At 65.1% G+C, this 18,341-nt stretch carries 18 protein-coding genes; 9 read left to right on the top strand and 9 right to left on the bottom strand.

Features of this window, described 5'->3' with window-relative positions; translation table 11 throughout:
- Positions 1–15: 15 nt before the first annotated feature.
- Together EWV37_RS12125 and EWV37_RS12120 are read right to left on the bottom strand one after the other, a co-directional pair.
- Positions 16–444 (bottom strand): HIT family protein, encoded by a 429-nt coding sequence (locus EWV37_RS12125; protein WP_095797368.1) that lies wholly within the window; start codon positions 442–444, stop codon positions 16–18.
- A 99-nt stretch (positions 445–543) separates the two neighbouring features.
- Positions 544–1,200, bottom strand: coding sequence for an MBL fold metallo-hydrolase (locus tag EWV37_RS12120; protein WP_129701865.1), 657 nt, complete (start codon positions 1,198–1,200; stop codon positions 544–546).
- 81 nt (positions 1,201–1,281) lie between these two features.
- Here EWV37_RS12120 and EWV37_RS12115 point away from each other — a divergent pair, with 81 nt between their 5' ends.
- On the top strand, positions 1,282–1,701 hold the full coding sequence (locus tag EWV37_RS12115; RefSeq protein ID WP_095797561.1) for a Fur family transcriptional regulator: 420 nt from the start codon (positions 1,282–1,284) through the stop codon (positions 1,699–1,701).
- Between the two features lie 2 nt (positions 1,702–1,703).
- Entirely contained in the window at positions 1,704–2,669 is a 966-nt protein-coding gene (locus EWV37_RS12110) for a diacylglycerol/lipid kinase family protein (RefSeq protein WP_129701863.1), read from the top strand.
- Here the strand turns inward: EWV37_RS12110 and EWV37_RS12105 are convergent.
- The 4 genes from EWV37_RS12105 to EWV37_RS12090 form a co-directional block, all read right to left on the bottom strand.
- Positions 2,574–3,548: a metal ABC transporter permease gene (locus EWV37_RS12105; protein WP_129701861.1), complete on the bottom strand. Its 975-nt coding sequence runs from the start codon at positions 3,546–3,548 to the stop codon at positions 2,574–2,576. The two genes, EWV37_RS12110 and EWV37_RS12105, sit on opposite strands and share 96 nt — an antisense overlap.
- A complete protein-coding gene (locus EWV37_RS12100; protein ID WP_129701859.1) occupies positions 3,545–4,453 on the bottom strand; it encodes a metal ABC transporter ATP-binding protein in 909 nt (302 codons plus the stop codon). The genes EWV37_RS12105 and EWV37_RS12100 overlap by 4 nt, the downstream gene beginning before the upstream one ends.
- Before the next feature lie 7 nt (positions 4,454–4,460).
- The gene (locus tag EWV37_RS12095; protein ID WP_129701857.1) at positions 4,461–5,456 is read right to left on the bottom strand and encodes a metal ABC transporter solute-binding protein, Zn/Mn family; all 996 of its coding nucleotides are present in this window, start codon (positions 5,454–5,456) and stop codon (positions 4,461–4,463) included.
- Between the two features lie 131 nt (positions 5,457–5,587).
- Entirely contained in the window at positions 5,588–7,045 is a 1,458-nt protein-coding gene (locus tag EWV37_RS12090; RefSeq protein ID WP_129701855.1) for a GuaB1 family IMP dehydrogenase-related protein, read from the bottom strand.
- A 266-nt stretch (positions 7,046–7,311) separates the two neighbouring features.
- On the opposite strand from EWV37_RS12090, the gene EWV37_RS12085 reads away from it, so the two are divergent.
- The 3 genes from EWV37_RS12085 to EWV37_RS15880 all read left to right on the top strand — a co-directional run bounded on the left by EWV37_RS12085 (position 7,312) and on the right by EWV37_RS15880 (position 12,082).
- A complete protein-coding gene (locus EWV37_RS12085) occupies positions 7,312–11,184 on the top strand; it encodes a multifunctional oxoglutarate decarboxylase/oxoglutarate dehydrogenase thiamine pyrophosphate-binding subunit/dihydrolipoyllysine-residue succinyltransferase subunit (RefSeq protein ID WP_129701853.1) in 3,873 nt (1,290 codons plus the stop codon).
- A 117-nt stretch (positions 11,185–11,301) separates the two neighbouring features.
- Complete coding sequence (locus EWV37_RS12080) at positions 11,302–11,901, top strand: GDSL-type esterase/lipase family protein (RefSeq protein WP_129701851.1); 600 nt, start codon at positions 11,302–11,304, stop codon at positions 11,899–11,901.
- 106 nt (positions 11,902–12,007) lie between these two features.
- Positions 12,008–12,082, top strand: a complete 75-nt coding sequence (locus tag EWV37_RS15880) for a 50S ribosomal protein bL37 (RefSeq protein ID WP_371514661.1) — start codon at positions 12,008–12,010, stop codon at positions 12,080–12,082.
- 79 nt (positions 12,083–12,161) lie between these two features.
- Here the strand turns inward: EWV37_RS15880 and rsrA are convergent, their stop codons facing one another.
- Positions 12,162–12,428: a mycothiol system anti-sigma-R factor gene (rsrA, locus tag EWV37_RS12075; RefSeq protein WP_129701849.1), complete on the bottom strand. Its 267-nt coding sequence runs from the start codon at positions 12,426–12,428 to the stop codon at positions 12,162–12,164.
- A 4-nt stretch (positions 12,429–12,432) separates the two neighbouring features.
- On the bottom strand, positions 12,433–13,107 hold the full coding sequence (locus EWV37_RS12070) for a sigma-70 family RNA polymerase sigma factor (RefSeq protein ID WP_173674292.1): 675 nt from the start codon (positions 13,105–13,107) through the stop codon (positions 12,433–12,435).
- Positions 13,108–13,325: 218 nt separating this feature from the next.
- Between EWV37_RS12070 and EWV37_RS12065 the strand changes: the two genes are divergently transcribed.
- The 4 genes from EWV37_RS12065 to hisN are packed head-to-tail and all read left to right on the top strand — an operon-like array spanning position 13,326 to position 17,159.
- The gene (locus EWV37_RS12065; RefSeq protein WP_095797378.1) at positions 13,326–13,862 is read left to right on the top strand and encodes a DoxX family membrane protein; all 537 of its coding nucleotides are present in this window, start codon (positions 13,326–13,328) and stop codon (positions 13,860–13,862) included.
- A 15-nt stretch (positions 13,863–13,877) separates the two neighbouring features.
- A complete protein-coding gene (gene aroA, locus EWV37_RS12060) occupies positions 13,878–15,230 on the top strand; it encodes a 3-phosphoshikimate 1-carboxyvinyltransferase (protein WP_129701847.1) in 1,353 nt (450 codons plus the stop codon).
- The gene (gene rsgA / locus EWV37_RS12055; protein ID WP_129701845.1) at positions 15,220–16,350 is read left to right on the top strand and encodes a ribosome small subunit-dependent GTPase A; all 1,131 of its coding nucleotides are present in this window, start codon (positions 15,220–15,222) and stop codon (positions 16,348–16,350) included. The genes aroA and rsgA overlap by 11 nt, the downstream gene beginning before the upstream one ends.
- A 5-nt stretch (positions 16,351–16,355) precedes the next feature.
- Complete coding sequence (hisN, locus tag EWV37_RS12050; RefSeq protein ID WP_129701843.1) at positions 16,356–17,159, top strand: histidinol-phosphatase; 804 nt, start codon at positions 16,356–16,358, stop codon at positions 17,157–17,159.
- A gap of 120 nt (positions 17,160–17,279) precedes the next feature.
- Here the strand turns inward: hisN and EWV37_RS12045 are convergent, their stop codons facing one another.
- Complete coding sequence (locus tag EWV37_RS12045; RefSeq protein ID WP_129701841.1) at positions 17,280–18,074, bottom strand: DUF4190 domain-containing protein; 795 nt, start codon at positions 18,072–18,074, stop codon at positions 17,280–17,282.
- Between the last annotated feature and the right edge of the window lie 267 nt (positions 18,075–18,341).

Below are 18,341 nucleotides of genomic sequence, written 5' to 3'. Positions count from 1 at the left end.
CGCCATCTGCTACCCCTAGTCCTGAGGAACGTGGGCCTCGTGACCGGCGGCGACCAGTGCGCCACGGATCTTGCGGGCCGTCTCGTCCATGACCTCGGGGTCCGGGTCCTTGTCCACCTGGTCGAAATCGAACTCTTCGATCGTGTTGGTGGGCCACACGTGCAGGTGGGCATGGGGCACCTCGAAGCCCTGAATCATCAGTCCCACGCGCTTGGGTGAGAAGACCTCATCGATGGCCTGGCCCACGGTCTTGCACACGGTCATCAGGTGCTCCGCCAATTCGTCGGGCAGATCCAGCCAGGAGTCGATCTCCTCGCGGGGCACCACCAGGACGTGTCCCTGCGAGAGCGGTGCGATGGACAGGAATCCGGCGCACTGCTCGTCCGACCACACGAACCGGCCGGGCAGTTCGCCCTCGATGATCTTGGTGAAAACGGAGCTCACGGTGACTTCCTTTCGATCGAACTTCTGGGTCTCTACGGTGGTCTCGATCCGCGAATCCCACCCGCCATGGACCGCAGCCGGGTTACGGGACGGTGCGGATCAGACCTCCACGGACTCGCGGGTTTCCAGGTGGCGGTACTCGGTGCCGTACATCTCGGAGAATTTGGCGACCTGCTTCTCGACGACCCCGAAACCGATATCGGAGAGCAGCGCATCGTGGATCTGGTACACGTTGGTGGCGCGGGTTGCGATGATGAAGTCGATGACCTCGGACATCTTGGACCACGGGGCGTGCAACGGGACCAGCACGGTGGGCACGGTCAGCCCGTGCGGAACGGCGAAGGAATCGCCGGGGTGGAACACGGCGTCGTCGATCACGAAGCCCACGTTGTCCACCGTGGGAATCAGCGGGTGGATCAGTGCGTGCTGGCCGCCGAAGGTCTTGACCTCGAACGGGCCCAGCGACAACGTGGAATCCGCAGTGACCGCGTGCAACCGGTCCGTGGCCTCCCCCAAAGCATCCGCGAGTTCGTCGATGACCGACTGCGGTGCGTAGATGTTCAGCTCGGGATTCTCTGCGAGCGCCGCGGTCAGCCGCTTGGCGTCGTAGTGGTCCGGGTGGACGTGGGTGATGAGCACCAGGTTGACGCCCTCCAGGGCTTCCTCGACCTCGGAGAAGGAACCGGGGTCGATCACCAGGGATGTGCCGTTCTTCTCCAGCCGGACGCACGAGTGTGTGAACTTGGTCAGCAACATGACTTCAGCCTAGCCCGGGAACACCCCGTAGATGCGAACCGTTAGCATGGTTGACGAAGCAAGCACATGGAAGGGACGGGCGTGAGCACAAAAACCACCGGGCAACCCGAGGTGCGTAACACCAAGCAGCGCCGGGCCGTTGCCGGGGCACTGCGGAGCCTCGAAGATTTCATTTCCACCCAGGAATTACACCGCCGCCTTCAGGACGAGGGGCAGTCCGTGTCCCTGGCCACGACCTACCGGATCCTGCAGTCCATGGCGGACACCGGCGAGGTGGACGTCCTGCGTAACGCGGAAGGTGAGGCCATTTACCGCCGCTGCGAGGCCGAGCACCACCACCATCACCTGGTGTGCCGTTCGTGCGGTGCCGCGGTTGAGCTCGAGGCACCCGCGATCGAGGACTGGGCGGATGACACCGCCAACGAGCACGGGTTCACGGACGTGGACCACACCGTGGAAATCACCGGCATCTGCGGTAACTGCGCGCGCGAGTCACGCTGACGGTGGCAGCTGACCGTACCCGCGACATCCTCCTGGTGCGCAACGGGGCCTCCCCCCAAGCACGCGTTGCGTGCGACCGTGCGCGCGGCATCTTTTCCGCGGGCGGGTACACCTCGGTTTTAATCGACGCACCGTCCGCGCATGAGCTTTCCGCCACGCTAACCGACACCCTGCGATCCCGCGCTCTCCACGTCGCGGCCGTGGTTGCCGTCGGTGGGGACGGCATGGCCCATCTGGTCCTCCAGGTTCTGCACGAGGTGGGGCAACAGGGCGTGAATGTGGCGTTCGGTCTGATCCCGGCGGGCTCAGGTAACGACCTGGCCAGGTTCTGCGGGATCCCCACGCGCGACACCGAACGCGCCGCGGGCCGTGTGCTGCGCGGTCTGGAAACCACGCCTGAGCACATGGATCTCCTGGCCGTGGACTGTGCCGACGGCACCTCACACGTGTGCGCGACCACCGTGTGCCTGGGCCTGGACGCCCGCGTCAACGCGCGCGCCAACCGTTGGAGCAGAATCCGCGTCTCCGCCAAGTACGCGGTGGCCCTGGTCTGGGAAATCCTGCGACTCACCTCGCGTGACTACACGATCGACTACACCCGGCCCGACGGCGCTCGGCGCGTGGTCGATCGCCGGGCCACGTTCTTGTCGGTGGCCAATACGTCGTCCTACGGGGGTGGCCTGACCATCGTGCCGCACGCCGATCATCGGGACGGCCAGGCGGAACTCTTTGCCGTGTCCGACGCCCGGCCCCTGCGGATCTTGTTCCTGTTGCCGCGGTTGCTACTGAAAACCCACGAAAACCTGGCGGAGATCGCACTGGAACCGGTCACCGCGGTGACCGTGACGCCGCACGATGCGCCGTCGGGTGAACTACCCGCGCACGTTGCTCACGGGGACGGGGAGCCCCTGGGGCCCCTGCCCGTGCAGGTGCGCATCCTGCCCGCGGCCATGCGGGTCCTTTTCTGAGCCGCCTCGACGATACGAGGAACCGCGCTCGCGGAATCCACGGATCACGCGGGTGACGAGCCAGATCGCAAAGGAAATAGAGGTCACGTAGGGGCTGATCGGAATGGATCCGCCCAGCGCCAGCAGGATGCCACCGACCATGGACAGCTCCGCGAAGACCACCGACAGCACAACGATCCGCGCCGGTGCCACCGTGAGATTCATGGCCGCGGCGGCCGGGGTAATCAAGAGGGCGAGCACGAGCAGCGCGCCCACGATCTGGACCGACATGGCCACGGAAATACCCAGCAGCACCATGAACACGATGGACAGGGTGCGCACGGGCAGGCCCCGGGCCTCGGCCACCACGGGATCCGTACTGGCAAACGTGAGCGGACGCCACGCGATCAGCAACCCGGCCACCACCACAATGGACAACACGATCATGGATGTCAGCTGCACCGGGGACACGGACACGATCTGACCGGTCAACAACGAGAACTTATTGGACGATCGACCTTCGTAGAGCGACAGGAACAGGATCCCCAGGCCCAGCCCGAACGGCATGAGCACACCCACGAAGGAATTACTGTCCCGGGCGCGCAGCCCCATGAAACCGATGATCAGCGCGGCAAGCACCGAGCCCAGCAGTGAACCGGTCACGATGTCCGAACCGATCAACAGGGCCGCGGCCGCGCCAGCGAAGGACAGTTCCGCAATGCCGTGCACCGAAAAGGCCAGGTCGCGCATCATCACGAACGTGCCCACCAACCCTCCGACCAGCCCCAGGAGGGCACCGGCCCACAGCGAGTTGCTCAGCAGCACCAGCAATTCACCGTAGTTGTCGAAGACGAACACGGAATCGACGATCGAGTCCCAATCGACTTGGGTTGGGATCACGGAATGAGACCTTCCTGGGACGAGATGTGGTGGGTGTTGTCGGGGCGACCGGTCACGATGATGCGGCCGTTGCTGCGCAGCACCTCGATGTCGGCGCCGTACAGCTCCGACAGCACCTCGGAGCGCATGACCTCATCGGGCGTGCCGATCTTGAAGGAGCCGCCGGCCAGGTACAGGATGCGGTCCACGTGATCGATGATCGGGTTGATGTCGTGCGTCACGAACACCACGGCGCTGCCCGAGTCCACGCGTTGCTGGTTGACCAGCTCACTGACGATGTACTGATGATTCAGATCCAATGACAGTAGCGCCTCGTCGCACAGCAACAATTCCGGGTCGGTGGCCAGGGCCTGGGCAATGCGCAGCCGCTGCTGCTCGCCGCCCGAGAGCAGCCCCACCGGGGCGTTGGCATAATCGCCCGCGCCGACCTTGTCGAGCAGCTCGTCCACCCGTTCGTTGACCGCGCGGCGGCGGAGCCTGATCCCCCACTTGTGCCCGTCGATGCCCTGGGCCACCAGGTCCCGGGCACGCAGCGGTGTCCGTGGCGAGAAGCCGCGCTGCTGGGGAACGTACCCCACGTGTCGCGAGGCCGCTCCGGGGCGCTCCCCCGTGACCGAGACTGTTCCCCGGGTCAGCGGGAGCAACCCGAGCAGCACCTTGAGGAAACTGGTCTTACCCGTTCCGTTGGAACCGAGCACGGCGAAGTACTCGCCTTCACGAATGGTGAGGTTGAGGTCGCGCCACAGCACGCGGTCACCGAAAGCCAGTTCCGCGTTCTTGAGTTCGACCACTGCCTGGCCCGAATCCCGCTGGTTGTCTGGAGCGGACCACGGCGTGGTGCTGGGAGTGGCGGGCTGGGCCGCTGAAGTGTGAATGGTAGGTGCCACCTTGGTGGGGAGGGTCATACGGCTATTACTTCACTGCTTGGGAGACGCGGTCGATATTGTCCTGCATCCATTCCTGGTAGTTCTTACCGTCAGGCAGGGTCTCGGAGAATTCCACCACACTCACACCGGATTTTTCCGCGTCCTCGCGCAGCTTCTCGGTCTGACCGGTCGAGGTCTGCTGGTTGAACGCCAACAGGTCGATGTGACCGCTCGTGACCAGGTCCGTGGTTTCCTTCATGACGGCGGGCGCCACGTCCGATTCCGAGTCGATGGCGGTCGTGAATTCCGCGGGAGTGTCATCATGCAGTCCCGCGTCCTGCAAGAGATATCCGGGCATCGGCTCGGTGGCCACGTAGCCACCCGAAGCGTTCAACGATTCGAGTTCGCTCTTCATTCCGGACAGCTGGTCGTTGAGCGATGCCGCGTTGTCCGTGAACTCCTGGGAATCGTTCGTGTTGATCTCCCCCAGTTGTTCGGCAATGCGTTCGGTCAACGTCTGCATGGTGTCCAGGTCGTACCAGACGTGCTCATTGAATCCGCCGGGAGCGTGACTGTGGCCTTCCTGGCCCTCTTCATCATGCGCGTGATCGTGCTCCTCGGCCACCTGCTCCTTGCCCTCCAGATCGGACACGTCCACCGCATTGACGACCGTTTGCGAATCCGTGGTCATGTCCTCCATGAACGCGTCGTAGCCACCGCCGTTGAGGATGACCACGTCCGCCTTCTCAATGGTCAGTCGATCCTGCGGGGACGCCTCGTAGGAGTGGGGATCCTGGGCGGCGGAGTCAATGACGGGCGTGACGTCCACGTGGTCGCCGGCGACCTGTTCCACCAGGTCCGAGTACACGTTGGTCGAGGTCACCACCGTGATCGTGTCCCCGTCCGACGCCGCCGCGTCGCCTCGCTGGGCATCCCCCGAGTTGGCCGAACAGCCGGTGAGCACCAGGGCACTCAAGGCGGATACGGCAACGACGGAACGCACGACGGTGCGGCTGGTGCGGGCGGGAACGTGTGCGGACACGGAATCATCTCCTCGGGGCCATTCTCAACAGTTCGCGGTTATTGAGAATGAATTGCATGTGGTCTGCGGAGAATATACCACTAACCATTCTCAATAAGCCCAGGAGCGAAAACCGCCGCCGCAAGGGGCCGTCAGCTCCAGGATTCCGAGCGCGGGAGACCCTCGTCGTAACCGGACTGCGACTGGATTCCCACCACTGCGCGGTTGCTGAACTGCGCGAGCGAGGTGGCCCCCGCGTACGTCATGGAGCTGCGCACACCGGAGGTGATGTGATCAATCAGGTCCTCAACCCCCGGACGCTGCGGATCCAGGTACATCTTGGAGTTGGAGATACCTTCTTCGAACAATGCCTTGCGGGCGCGAGCGAACTCGTCCTCCCCGCGGGTGCGGTGACGCACGGCCCGTGCGGAAGCCATTCCGAAGCTTTCTTTGTAAGCGCGACCGTTCGCATCGGTGTTGAGATCGCCGGGGCCCTCGTGGGTGCCGGCGAACCAGGACCCGACCATGACCTGACGCGCTCCGGCGGCAAGCGCGAGGGCCACGTCACGCGGGTGCTTCACGCCGCCGTCGGCCCAGACGTGTTTCCCGAGGTCGGCCGCGGCATCCGCGCATTCGACCACGGCGGAGAACTGGGGTCGGCCCACGGCGGTCATCATGCGGGTGGTGCACATGGCCCCGGGGCCCACACCGACCTTCACGATATCCGCGCCGGCGCCGATGAGGTCGCGCACGCCGTCGGCGGAGACCACGTTCCCGGCGACGACGGGGGCCCGCGGGTCCAGGGCGCGCACGGCCTCCACTGCCTGCATGGCCTTGATCTGGTGGCCGTGGGCGGTGTCGACCACGAGCACGTCGATGCCGGTGTCGAGCAGCGCTGCGGCCTTCGCGGCCACGTCACCGTTGATTCCCACGGCTGCGCCCACCTGTAACCGGCCCTGTGTGCCGAGGGCGGGTTGGTAGATGGTGGAGCGCACCGCGCCCTTCTGGGTGAGGACTCCCTCGATCGCGCGCTCCCGCAGAACGGGGGCGACACTGAGCCGCGAGGCCGCCAGCTTGTCATAGGCGGAGCGCATCGCGGCATCGTGATCCTGGCCGGCGAAGTCCTCGGCCTGGAACACCGGGCCGTCCGTACGCATGACGTCCGTCAACCGGGTGAAGCGGTCCACGTCCTGGCAATCGGCGGCGAGCACTAGGCCGCGGTAGTTACCCTTCGCATCCGTGACGAGCACGGCCCCGTGAGGGCGTTTGTGCATGACCCCGAGCGCGTCATGGACCGTGTCCGTCTCGTGCAGCGTCACCGGGGTCTCGTACTGGGGTGAGCGGCTCTTGACCCAGTCGGTCACCTGGGCGATGACGTCCAGCGGGATGTCCTGCGGCAGGATGCCCAGGCCGCCGCGGCGCGCCATGGTTTCGACCATGCGCCGGCCAGTCACCGCCGTCATATTGGCCGCCACCAACGGAATGGTGGAGCCGGTGCCGTCGCCCGGGGACAGATCCACGTCAAAGCGGGACGTCACCCGGGAGCTGGAGGGCACCAGGAAAACGTCGTTGTAGGTGAGGTCGGTACTGGGAGTGGTGAGGAATCGCACGAGACCCCATACTACGGGCCTCTCAGGTGCCCCGTCAGGCAGCTCATCAGGGGTCCCTCACGGACGAACGGCGAGACTTACCGAACGGTCAGGATGAACTGGCCAGGCGGTGTTCGCCTCATTAGACTGTTGGCTTAGTACGGCCTTATGAGAATTAAGGCCACCACGTCCGCCCGCGGAGACACATACCGCTGGCACCACCGACCGGTGGTGGTCTACCGAGCAACCACCGGAGCACACCGTCATATGGAAGAGGCGTATCTCCCGTGCCAGAGCAGCCGCACCACCTGATCCCCGAAGAATTCGCCGGTAACGAATGGCTCGTCGACGAGCTGTTCGAGAAATACCAGGACGACAAGAACTCCGTAGACAAGAAGTGGTGGCCCATTTTCGAGGAAATGAGCAAGGGCTCTGACTCCGACACCGCATCTCCCTCGACATCCAACAACGCTGCCACAAAGCCAGCCGCCCCGTCCAAGGCGCCCGCCTCTGCTTCCACCCAGGAGAACAAGCCCAAGGTGACCCAGGAAAAGCCCGCCCCGGCGGCCAAGTCCACCGCCGGCGCACCCAAGCGCGCCGCGGCGCCGTCATCGACCACCGGAGGCTCCAAGGCCAAGGGCCGACCCGAGGGCGTGGACCAGGAATCCAACGGCGGCGAGGGCTCGGCCACCAAGCTCCCCATTCGCGCCCAGCCCGAGGTCAACGCCAAAGCGAAGGCCAAGGAGCAGGAACCCAAGACCGAGGCTGAGGACAAGGTCACCAAGCTGCGCGGCCCGGCCAAGGCCGTTGCGGCGAACATGGACGCCTCCCTCACGGTTCCGACCGCCACGACCGTGCGCGCCGTGCCCGCAAAGCTTCTGATCGACAACCGCCTGGTGATCAACAGCCACTTGTCGCGCAACCGCGGTGGCAAGGTGTCCTTCACCCACCTGATCGGCTACGCCGTGATCCGCGCGCTGGCCAACTACCCGTCGCAGAACGTTGTGTACGCAGAAGTGGACGGCAAGCCCGCCGCGATCCAGCCGGCCCACGTGAACTTCGGCATCGCGATCGACATCCCCAACAAGGACGGTTCGCGCAACCTGGTGGTGCCCAACATCAAGGGCGCCGAGGACATGACCTTCATGCAGTTCTGGACCGCGTACGAAGACGTGGTCAAGCGTGGCCGGTCCGGCGAACTGACCATGGACGACTACCAGGGCACCACGGTGTCCCTGACCAACCCGGGTGGTATCGGCACCGTGCACTCCGTGCCGCGGTTGTCCAAGGGCCAGGCCTGCATCGTGGGCGTGGGCGCCCTGGACTACCCCGCCGAGTACAAGGGCGCCTCCCCGCGCACCACCGCGCGCATGGGCGTTTCCAAGATCATCACCCTGACCTCCACCTACGATCACCGTGTGATCCAGGGCGCGGGTTCCGGCGAATTCCTGAAGCTCGTGGAGCACTACCTGCTGGGCGGGGACGACTTCTACGACACCATTTTCGAGGCCCTGCGCATCCCCTACGAGCCCGTTCGCTGGGCCGTGGACAACCAGGTCAACCCCGAGACCCAGATCAACAAGGTCGCTCGCATCCAGCAGCTGATCCACGCGTACCGCGTACGGGGTCATCTGATGGCCGACACCAACCCGCTCGAGTACGTGATGCGCAAGCACCCGGACCTGGACATCCGCAGCTACGGACTGACCCTGTGGGACCTGGAGCGTGAGTGGCCCACCGGCGGTTTCGGTGGCCAGGACCTGCTGACCCTGCGCGTGATCCTCGGGCGGCTGCGTGACGCGTACTGCCGCACCGTGGGCATCGAATACATGCACCTGCAGAACCCGGAAGAACGGGAGTGGTTCCAGGACAAACTGGAGCACGATTACCAGAAGCCCGCCCGCGAGGAACAGTTCCGCATCCTGGGTCGCCTCAACGCGGCCGAGGCCTTCGAGACCTTCCTGCAGACCAAGTACGTGGGTCAGAAGCGCTTCTCGTTGGAGGGCGGCGAGTCCCTGATCCCCCTGCTCGACGCGATCATTTCCGACGCCGCTGACGAGTCCCTGGCCGGCGTGGGTATCGCCATGGCCCACCGCGGCCGCCTGAACGTGCTCACGAACATTGCCGGTAAGTCCTACGCACAGGTCTTCCGCGAGTTCGAGGGCAGCCAGGATCCCCGCTCCATCGAGGGCTCCGGCGACGTGAAGTACCACCTGGGCACGGAGGGTGTCTTCACCTCGGACAACGGCAACGAGACCCAGGTCTACCTGGCAGCCAACCCGTCCCACCTGGAAGCCGCGAATCCCGTGATCGAGGGCATCGCCCGCGCCAAGACGGACGTTCTGGGCGCCGGGCCCGAGGGGGACGGCACGTTCCCCGTGCTGGCCGTCCAGGTCCACGGCGACGCCGCCATGGCCGGGCAGGGCATCGTGTACGAGGTCATGCAGATGTCCGGTCTGGAGGGCTACCACGTGGGTGGCACCATCCACGTGGTCGTCAACAACCAGATCGGCTTCACCACCTCGCCGTCCGGTGCGCGCACCTCCACGTACTGCACGGACGTGGCCCGTACCATTCAGGCCCCGATCTTCCACGTGAACGCGGACGACCCCGAGGCCGTGACCCGCGTGGGTCAGTTGGCCTTCGAGTACCGCCAGCGCTTCCACAAGGATGTCGTGATCGACCTGGTCTGCTACCGCCGCCGCGGCCACAACGAGGGCGATGATCCCTCGATGACCCAGCCGCTGATGTACTCCCTGATCGACGGTAAGCGCTCCACCCGCAAGGTCTACACCGAGAACCTCGTGGGCCGCGGTGACATCACCCAGGAAGAAGCCGACCGCGCGCTCAAGGACTACCAGGAGCGTCTGGAACGGGTCTTCGCGGAATCCCACGAGGCTCAGACCTCCACGGTTCCGCTGGTCACCGGCGACGCCGCCGCGATCGCCAACATCGAGCGCCCCTCCGCCCAGCAGGCGGACTCGGGAGTCTCGATCCCCAAGTCCACGGCCATCACCGAAGAGGTTGCCCGCCGCATCGGTGAGGCTCACGTGGACACCCCGGAGGGTTTCACCACCCACCGCAAGCTACAGAAGCTGTTGGAGCGCCGCCACGAAATGACCCAGAAGGGCGGCGTGGACTGGGGCATGGGCGAGCTCATGGCCTTCGGTTCACTGCTCATGGAGGGTGTGCCAATCCGGTTCTCCGGTCAGGACGTGCGCCGCGGTACCTTCACACAGCGTCACGCGGTGTTCTTCGATGCCGAGAACGGCTCCGAGTGGGAACCGTTGAACAACCTCTCCGGGGATCAGGCCAAGCTGTCCATCTACAACTCGCCTCTCTCCGAGTACGGTGTGCTGGGTTTCGAATACGGCTACTCCGTGGAACGCCCCGAGGCCCTGACCGTGTGGGAGGCGCAGTTCGGTGACTTCACCAACGGTGCCCAGACCATCGTGGACGAGTTCATCTCCTCGGCCGAACAGAAATGGGGTCAGCGTTCCTCGCTGGTCCTGCTCCTGCCCCACGGCTTCGAGGGACAGGGCCCGGACCACTCCTCGGCACGTATCGAGCGGTTCCTCACCCTGTGCGCCGAGCGGAACATGACCGTGGTGAATCCGTCCACCCCGGCCAACCACTTCCATCTGTTGCGCCGTCAGGCCTACTCGCGCCCGCGTCGCCCGTTGATCGTGGCCACGCCCAAGCAATTGTTGCGCCTGAAGGCAGCGGCCTCCCCCATCGAGGACTTCACGCAGGGTACGTTCCAGCAGGTCATCCCGGAAGTCGCCAACCTGGACGACTCCAAGGTCACTGACGTGATCCTGGTGTCCGGTCGTCTGTACTACGATCTCGCCGCGCAGCGTGAGAAGTCCGACGACCACTCGACCGCGATCATTCGTGTCGAGCAGCTCTACCCGCTGCCCGAGAACGAGATCAAGAAGGAACTGGCCCGCTACCCGGAGGCCCGCATCATGTGGGCACAGGACGAGCCCGCCAACCAGGGTGCCTGGCCGTTCATGGCCGTGAACCTGGTGCCGCAGCTGGACCGCCCGGTCAAGCTGGCTTCGCGCCCGGCCTCGGCTTCCCCGGCGAACGGTTCGGCCAAGCGCCACGCGAAGGAACTCGAAACCTTGGTGCAGCAGGCCTTCGACCGCGGCGAGTAATCATCACTGCGCTGCGGCCCCGTGAGATCGGGGCCGCAGCGGACACGTTTTCCCCTCGGTGGCCATCGTGGTTTACGGTGGCCACCGAGACACGTTATGAGCAAAGGAAGAGGAATAGTGGACCAACGCAGGATCCGCATTGTGGCCGTCGGTGACGAACTGCTAGCCGGTGTGGAAGACCCCCGTGCCCTGGGCTGGTTCGGTCGAGTGCTGGCCCGCACCCCGCGGGACATCGTGCCCGTGGACGTCTACAACCTGGCGGCGCCCGGTGAGGGCAGCGAGTCCCTCAACGAACGCTGGTTCGACGAGGCCTCCCGCCGTTTCGATTCCATGTGCGACAACCGCTTGGTGATCGCGCCCTCGGCCATGGACGTGGACCTGGACATCACCTCGGCCCGTTCCCGGTTGAACATGGCGAACATCGTGGATCAGGCGACCCAGAACAACATCAAGGTTCTGGTGGTCGGTCCCCCGCCCACGTTGGACCCGGAACGCAACCGAAAGATCGCCGATCTCTCGGCGGCTTTCGGTGACGTAACCACCCGGCGCCAGCACGTCTACGTGGACACCTTCAACCCGCTGCAGCACCACGAGCAGTGGCGCAAGGACCTGGCCGCCAACCACGGCCACCCCGGACAGGCCGGCTACGGGCTGATGGCGTGGCTGGTGCTGCACCGCGGCTGGTACAACTGGCTGAACCTGCCCGAACCCCGATAAGCCCGCGAGCGCCGTCGGCGGTTGAAATCCGGCCAACTCGGAGTAAACGCCAGGTTGTGAGATACTGGCGGACGGTGCCCAGTCGAATCAACGCAGGAGGTACACCATGAGCAAGCGTGGACGTAAGCGCAAGGACCGCCGCAAGAACTCTGCGAACCGCGGAAAGCGGCCCAACGCCTGAGTTCTGTGAAGTGCGAACAACGCCCGCAACCATTACGGTTGCGGGCGTTGTTGTTTAAGCCGAGAAAAGCCGGTGAGGGTCAGGCCGCCGGGTGATCACTGCACTGCGCTTCGATGCGCGTGAGGATCGACTGCTTGAGCTGCGCGGGGGCAGTCTCGGTGCAGGATCGCTTGATCACGGTGCGGATCACGCACTCCAGGTTGTATTCGCGCTCGCACTCGGAGCAGTCCGTGAGGTGCGCGTGGATCTCCTCGAGATCCTCCTTGGTCAGCGCACCGTCAAGGTATTCGTAAATGCGACGGATGCGTTCGTCGGTGCAGCCGTTCTGGCAGTCGTTGTCAGCCATTGGTTCAGCCTCGGTCCTTCGATGTTGTCTCGCCCTTGGACTTCTTGGTCCCCTTGGAGGTGTCGAAACCCCGCTCGGTGGCGTAGTCGGCCAGTTTTTCCCGGAGCAGCTTGCGGCCTCGGTGCAGTCGCGACATCACGGTGCCGATGGGCGTGTCCATGATCTCGGAGATCTCCTTGTAGGCGAAGCCCTCTACATCGGAGAAGTACACGGCGAGTCGGAACTCTTCGGGAAGTTCTTGCAGCGCTCGCTTCACGTCCGAATCCGGCAGGTGGTCCAGGGCCTCGGCCTCGGCCGATCGCAGCCCCTTGGACGTGTGGGATTCTGCCCGGTGCAACTGCCAATCCTCCACCGTGTCCGTGTTGGCCTGGCGCGGTTCGCGCTGCCGTTTGCGGTACAGGTTGATGTAGGTATTGGTCAGGATCCGGTACAGCCATGCCTTGAGGTTGGTCCCCGGCTTGTACTGGTGGAACGCGGAGAAGGCCTTGGTGTAGGCCTCCTGGACCAGGTCCTCGGCATCGGCGGGATTGCGGGCCATCCGCAGCGCGGCGGCGTACAGCTGATCCACGTACTGCATGGCGTCGCGTTCGAATCGTTCGCGGCGCTGCTGTGTGGTTTCCTCGCTGACGTCCACCGTGTCGGTAGTGGCCTGCTGCTCGAGCTCATCATGATCGTTCATCACGGCCCAGTCTACGGTCGGGGCGGTCATGATCATGCGCTGCCTGCCTTCCGTGGGTCGCGTTGTCGGGCCGATGATGAGCCACGCGTGTGGCGCTTGCTGTCTATTGGTGAATAACACGGTGGACCCACCGCCCTATTCCCGTGCGCGGCTCAGTGGCACCCCGTTAGGATGAAAGACGTGCCCTCCCGGAAATGCCGGGACCAAAAGGAGGAACCATGAGCATCGTTCGTCGTCTCGCCCGTCCCCTGCTCGCCACCGGTTACGTTGCCGGCGGTGTCGAAGCATTCCGTAATTCCTCGGCCGCAGCCGAGAAGCTGGACCCGGTCCTGAAGCAGGTGGAGCAGGTGTTGCCACAGGTCCGTCCCGTGACCGCCAACCGCGCCCAGGTGGCCCAGGGCATTGCCGCCGCACAGGTGTTGGCCGCTTCCGCTCTCGCGCTGAGCAAGCTCCCCCGTCTTTCCGCGTCCGTGCTGTTGGGCACCACCGCCATCAACACCTACGTGCAGTACCAGTCCGCGGATACCTCCACCAAGGAGGCCAAGTCCAACCGCCGCAACAACGTGTTCAAGAACCTCTCGTTGGTCGGTGCCGTGATGATCGCGTCCGTGGACACCTCGGGCAACCCCTCCCTCGCGTGGCGCGCCAGCCACCTCGCGGACGATGTTCGTAAGAACGCCGCCAAGGTCTCCAAGGACACCAAGAAGAAGTTCGCCCAGGCCGAGAAGGCCGTCCAGGACGCCGTCAGCCACTAAGGGGTCAACCACACTGTGAATACAGACAACGGCTTGTCGCATCCCGAGTCCCAGTGGGCCGCGCCCTTCACGGGTGATCGCCCGGTGAGCGGAACCGTGGCCATTCCCGGTTCCAAATCTCTGACCAATCGATATCTGGTCCTGGCGGCCTTGGCTTCCGAACCTTCGGTGGTGCACAAGCCGTTGTATTCACGTGACAGCGAGCTCATGATCGCCGCGCTCCAGCAATTGGGTGCGGTGATCGAGCCAACCGGCGTAGCTGGCCCCTTCGGTTCAGATCTCGCCATTACCCCCATTCCTTCGGGTCCCGCCGCTGACGTTCACCGTCCCGAACCCCGTCAGATCGATTGCGGTTTGGCCGGCACGGTCATGCGGTTCGTCCCGCCCGTGGCCGCGCTCCTCAATGCGGACACCCAGTTCGACGGCGATCCGCACGCTCGCGTCCGCCCCATGGGTCCCGTGATCCAAGGCTTGCGAGACCTGGGCGTCACGGTCGAGGACGACAGCCGCGGCACCCTGCCGCTCACCGTCTCCGGAACCGGCCGCGTGGCCGGCGGCACCGTGACCATCGACGCGAGCGGTTCATCCCAGTTCGTCTCCGCGCTCTTGCTGTCCGCCGTGCGTTTCGACGCCCCTCTCGTGCTCAAACACGAGTCCGACGCCGCCGGCGTACCGTCCCTGCCCCACGTGGCCATGACCGTCGAGGTGCTCCGCGAGGCCGGTGTCAACGCCACACGCGTCAGCGATACCGAGTGGCGGGTGGAACCCACCGCCGTGCCCGGTCTGGACGTCACCGTGGAGCCTGACCTCTCCAATGCCGGACCGTTCCTGGCCGCTGCCATGGTCACCGGCGGCACCGTGAGCATCCCGGATTGGCCGTCCCACACCACCCAGGGTGGCGATCACTGGCGGAGCATCCTGCCGCAGTTCGGCGGCAGCGTTGACCTGACGGACGGTGTGCTGACCGCAACCGGTCCGGCGCAGCTCAACGGTGTTGACCTGGATCTGTCCGAGGCCGGTGAGCTCGCTCCCACCGTGGCGGCCATGTGTGCCCTGGCCGCCGACCCGTCACGATTGCGCGGGATTGCGCACCTGCGCGGACACGAAACCGATCGCCTCGCCGCTCTGACCACCGAGATCAACCGGTTGGGTGGCAACGCGGAAGAGACCGAGGACGGCCTGATCATCACTCCCGCTCCTCTGCATGGCGGGGTGTTCCACAGCTACGAGGATCACCGCATGGCCACCGCGGGCGCCATCATCGGTCTGCGGATACCTGACGTGAGCGTGGAGAACATCGGGACCACGTCCAAGACGCTGCCCGATTTCCCCCAGATGTGGACCACTCTGGTCAGCCATGGCGCGTAATTCCAGCGCACAGCGGCAGTGGGACGAGTCCGACGTCCGGGTGCGAGCCAATAAGAAGGGCTCCCGTCCACGCACCAAGCAACGCCCCACCCACGAGGACGCCGTGATCGCTCGCGTGATCGCCGTGGACCGTGGCCGGTACACGTGCGTGGTCAACGAGCAGAGCCATGATCAGCGCACCGTGGTGTGCATCCGCGCCAAAGAGCTGCGCCGCAAGCCGATCGTCCCCGGTGACCAAGTGGGTGTCGTCGGCGATGTCAGCGGCGACCCGGATACCCTCGCGCGCATTGTGCGCATCGAACCTCGGGCCACCATCCTGCGGCGCAGCGCGGACGACACGGATCCGGTCGAGCGGGTGATCGTGGCCAACGCGGACCGGCTCGTGCTGGTCCTGGCCACCGAGTCCCCCACCCCGCGCACGGGCTTTGTGGATCGTGGTCTCGCGGCGGCGTCGGACGCGGGCATCACCCCCGTCATCTGCATGACCAAGACCGATTTGAAGGACCCGGCCGAGTTCCTCACCTACGTGGAGGCGCTGGACGTCCAAACCGCCTCGACCGAACCGACGGACGCCTTGGGCGGCCGACCCGCCGCGGGCGTACACGAGGCATCCCTGGCGATTTCCGAGGCCTCCATCGAGCGACTCCGCACCATCTTGGACGGGCACATCAGCGTGTTCCTGGGGCCGTCCGGTGTGGGAAAATCCACACTGGTCAACGCGCTCACGGGCTCGGAAAGGGCCACCGGTGGCGTCAACGACGTCACGGGTCGTGGCCGCCACACGTCATCCTCCGCCCGGGCCCTCCGCATGCCGGACACCTCCCCCGGCACGTGGGTCATCGACACCCCCGGGATCCGTTCGCTGGGCCTGGCCCACGTGAGCGAGGAAGAACTCCTCAACTCGTTCACCGACCTCGTGCCGGCGACCGCGGACTGTCCGCGCGGCTGCCTGCACACCCAGGACTCCCCCGGCTGCGCGCTGGACGAGTGGGTGCACCGGCCCGAAGCTTCCCCGGCAGCCCCGCTCAGGCTCGAGTCGCTGCGCAGGCTGCTGGCGGCATCGCGCGGGGAAACACAGGCGGGCGCCGAGGAAAAGCACCTAGGACAGGCGATAACGTAGAGCACATGCGACCACCCAGCAGTTACACGGAGGATCTCCGTCTCGCGCACATTCTGGCCGATTCTGTGGACGGGCTGACCCTGCGTCGGTTCAAGGCTCAGGACCTCCACGTGGAGACCAAACCGGATCTCACCCCCGTCACGGACGCGGATCGCGAGGCCGAATCCGTGATCCGTTCGCAGCTGGGCCGGGTGCGCAATCGCGATGCCGTGATCGGCGAGGAGTTCGGCACCACCGGTTCCGGCTCCCGCAAATGGGTGATCGACCCGATTGACGGCACCAAGAACTTTGTCCGCGGTGTACCCGTGTGGGCCACGCTCATCGGCCTGGTCGAGGACGACCGGGTCGTAGCCGGTGTGGTGTCTGCTCCCGCGCTCAACCGCCGCTGGTGGGCCGCCCTGGGTTCGGGTGCGTTCACGGGACGATCGTTGTCGCAGGCCACCCGGCTTTCCGTGTCGTCCGTGAACCAACTCTCGGATGCGTCGCTCTCCTACTCGTCCCTGACCGGGTGGCGTGATCTGGGCGTGCGCGATCAGTTCATCGAGCTGACCGATTCCGTGTGGCGCACGCGCGCCTACGGTGACTTCTGGTCCTACTGCCTGGTGGCCGAGGGCGCGGTGGACATCGCGTGCGAACCCGAGCTCAACCTCTACGACATGGCCGCGCTGGTGCCCATCGTGACCGAGGCCGGCGGTCGCTTCACCTCGCTCAAGGGCCAGGACGGCCCGTTCGGGGCCAACGCGATCGCGAGCAACGGCGCACTTCACGACGCCGCTCTGGACATCCTGGGTACGCGCGAGACTTCCTAGGGCCAAGCCTCAGCTGGGCCTGGTGCGCTCGTCTTAACCAGCTCGTGCCCCGGACGGCCGAGACCGCCGCGTGGAGCGGCGTCGTCGACCGTGCCGGGGCACGATGCTGTGGAAGGTGCGTTAGCTGTCGATACCCATGTTCTGGTTGACTGCGTCGTTCACGCACTGCTCGTAAGCGGTCTGGGAACCGGACTCGATCAACGGCATGCACTCGCTGATCATGTCGAAGGCCCAGAAGAACAGGGCCGCCATAAGAATGCCACCGATGATCGCCAGGATCGAGAGCACGATGCCCACGATCGGCAGCGCCTTGGAGGCTCCCGGGGTCTTGCGCAGCTTGGACAAGCCCACGATGCCGAGGATCAGACCCACCAGGCCGATGAGGCCACCCACACCGAAGAACCAGAAGGTCAGGATGCCGATAATGCCCAGCACGAGCGACGCGATGCCCAGGCCGTTACCGGCGGGCTTGCCGTTGCCGTAGTAGTCCTGGTTGCCGTAGCCCTGCTGGTGGTAGTCGTTCTGGTAGTACGTGGGGTTGTTCCCCCCGCCCGGGCCGTACGCCTGGTTGCCGTACTGATCGTTACCGTAGCCCTGGTTGCCGTAACCCTGCTGGCCCTGATTGCCGTACTGGTCATTGCCGTACTGCTGGTCACCGTACTGGGACTGGTTGCCGTAGCCCTGGTTGCCGTACTGGTCGTTACCGAACTGCTGACCGTTGGCCTGGGAGTCGCCGTACTGGCCGTACCCGGGCTGCTGCGAACCGTAGTTCTGCTGCGACCGGTCGTAGGCGTTCTGACCGAAGGCCTGGTCGTTGCCCTCCACGCGCTGACCGTACTCGGGCTGATTATTGCCCGAGGTGTGTCCGGAAGCGGAGGAAGAACCGGACTGCGGCTCGTTGGGACGATCGCTCATGGGATGCACCTACCTGTCTGTCGTGCTGGCTGTTCGTGGGATCTGTGGCCAAGTCTTCCACAGGGTGCCCTACCCTCGCGGTGATTTACGCGAACAGCCGCGGTCATTGTGGAATTCGGAGAAGCGATCCGCACGATTGGCGAATACCGATAAGTATCCGAGGGATAAGAAACGGACGTGTTCATGTTCGCGTCTTGCCTCATGTCAAGATGTCCGGATGGTGTTCGTGCTTGCCTCAGGTGAAATGTCCGCGTAGCTCACGCGGCG

The organism is Kocuria carniphila (assembly GCF_004136555.1).
Lineage (GTDB): Bacteria > Actinomycetota > Actinomycetes > Actinomycetales > Micrococcaceae > Kocuria > Kocuria carniphila.
The sequence above is the reverse complement of the archived record's forward strand: the minus strand, read 5'-3'. Positions and strand labels throughout refer to the sequence as shown.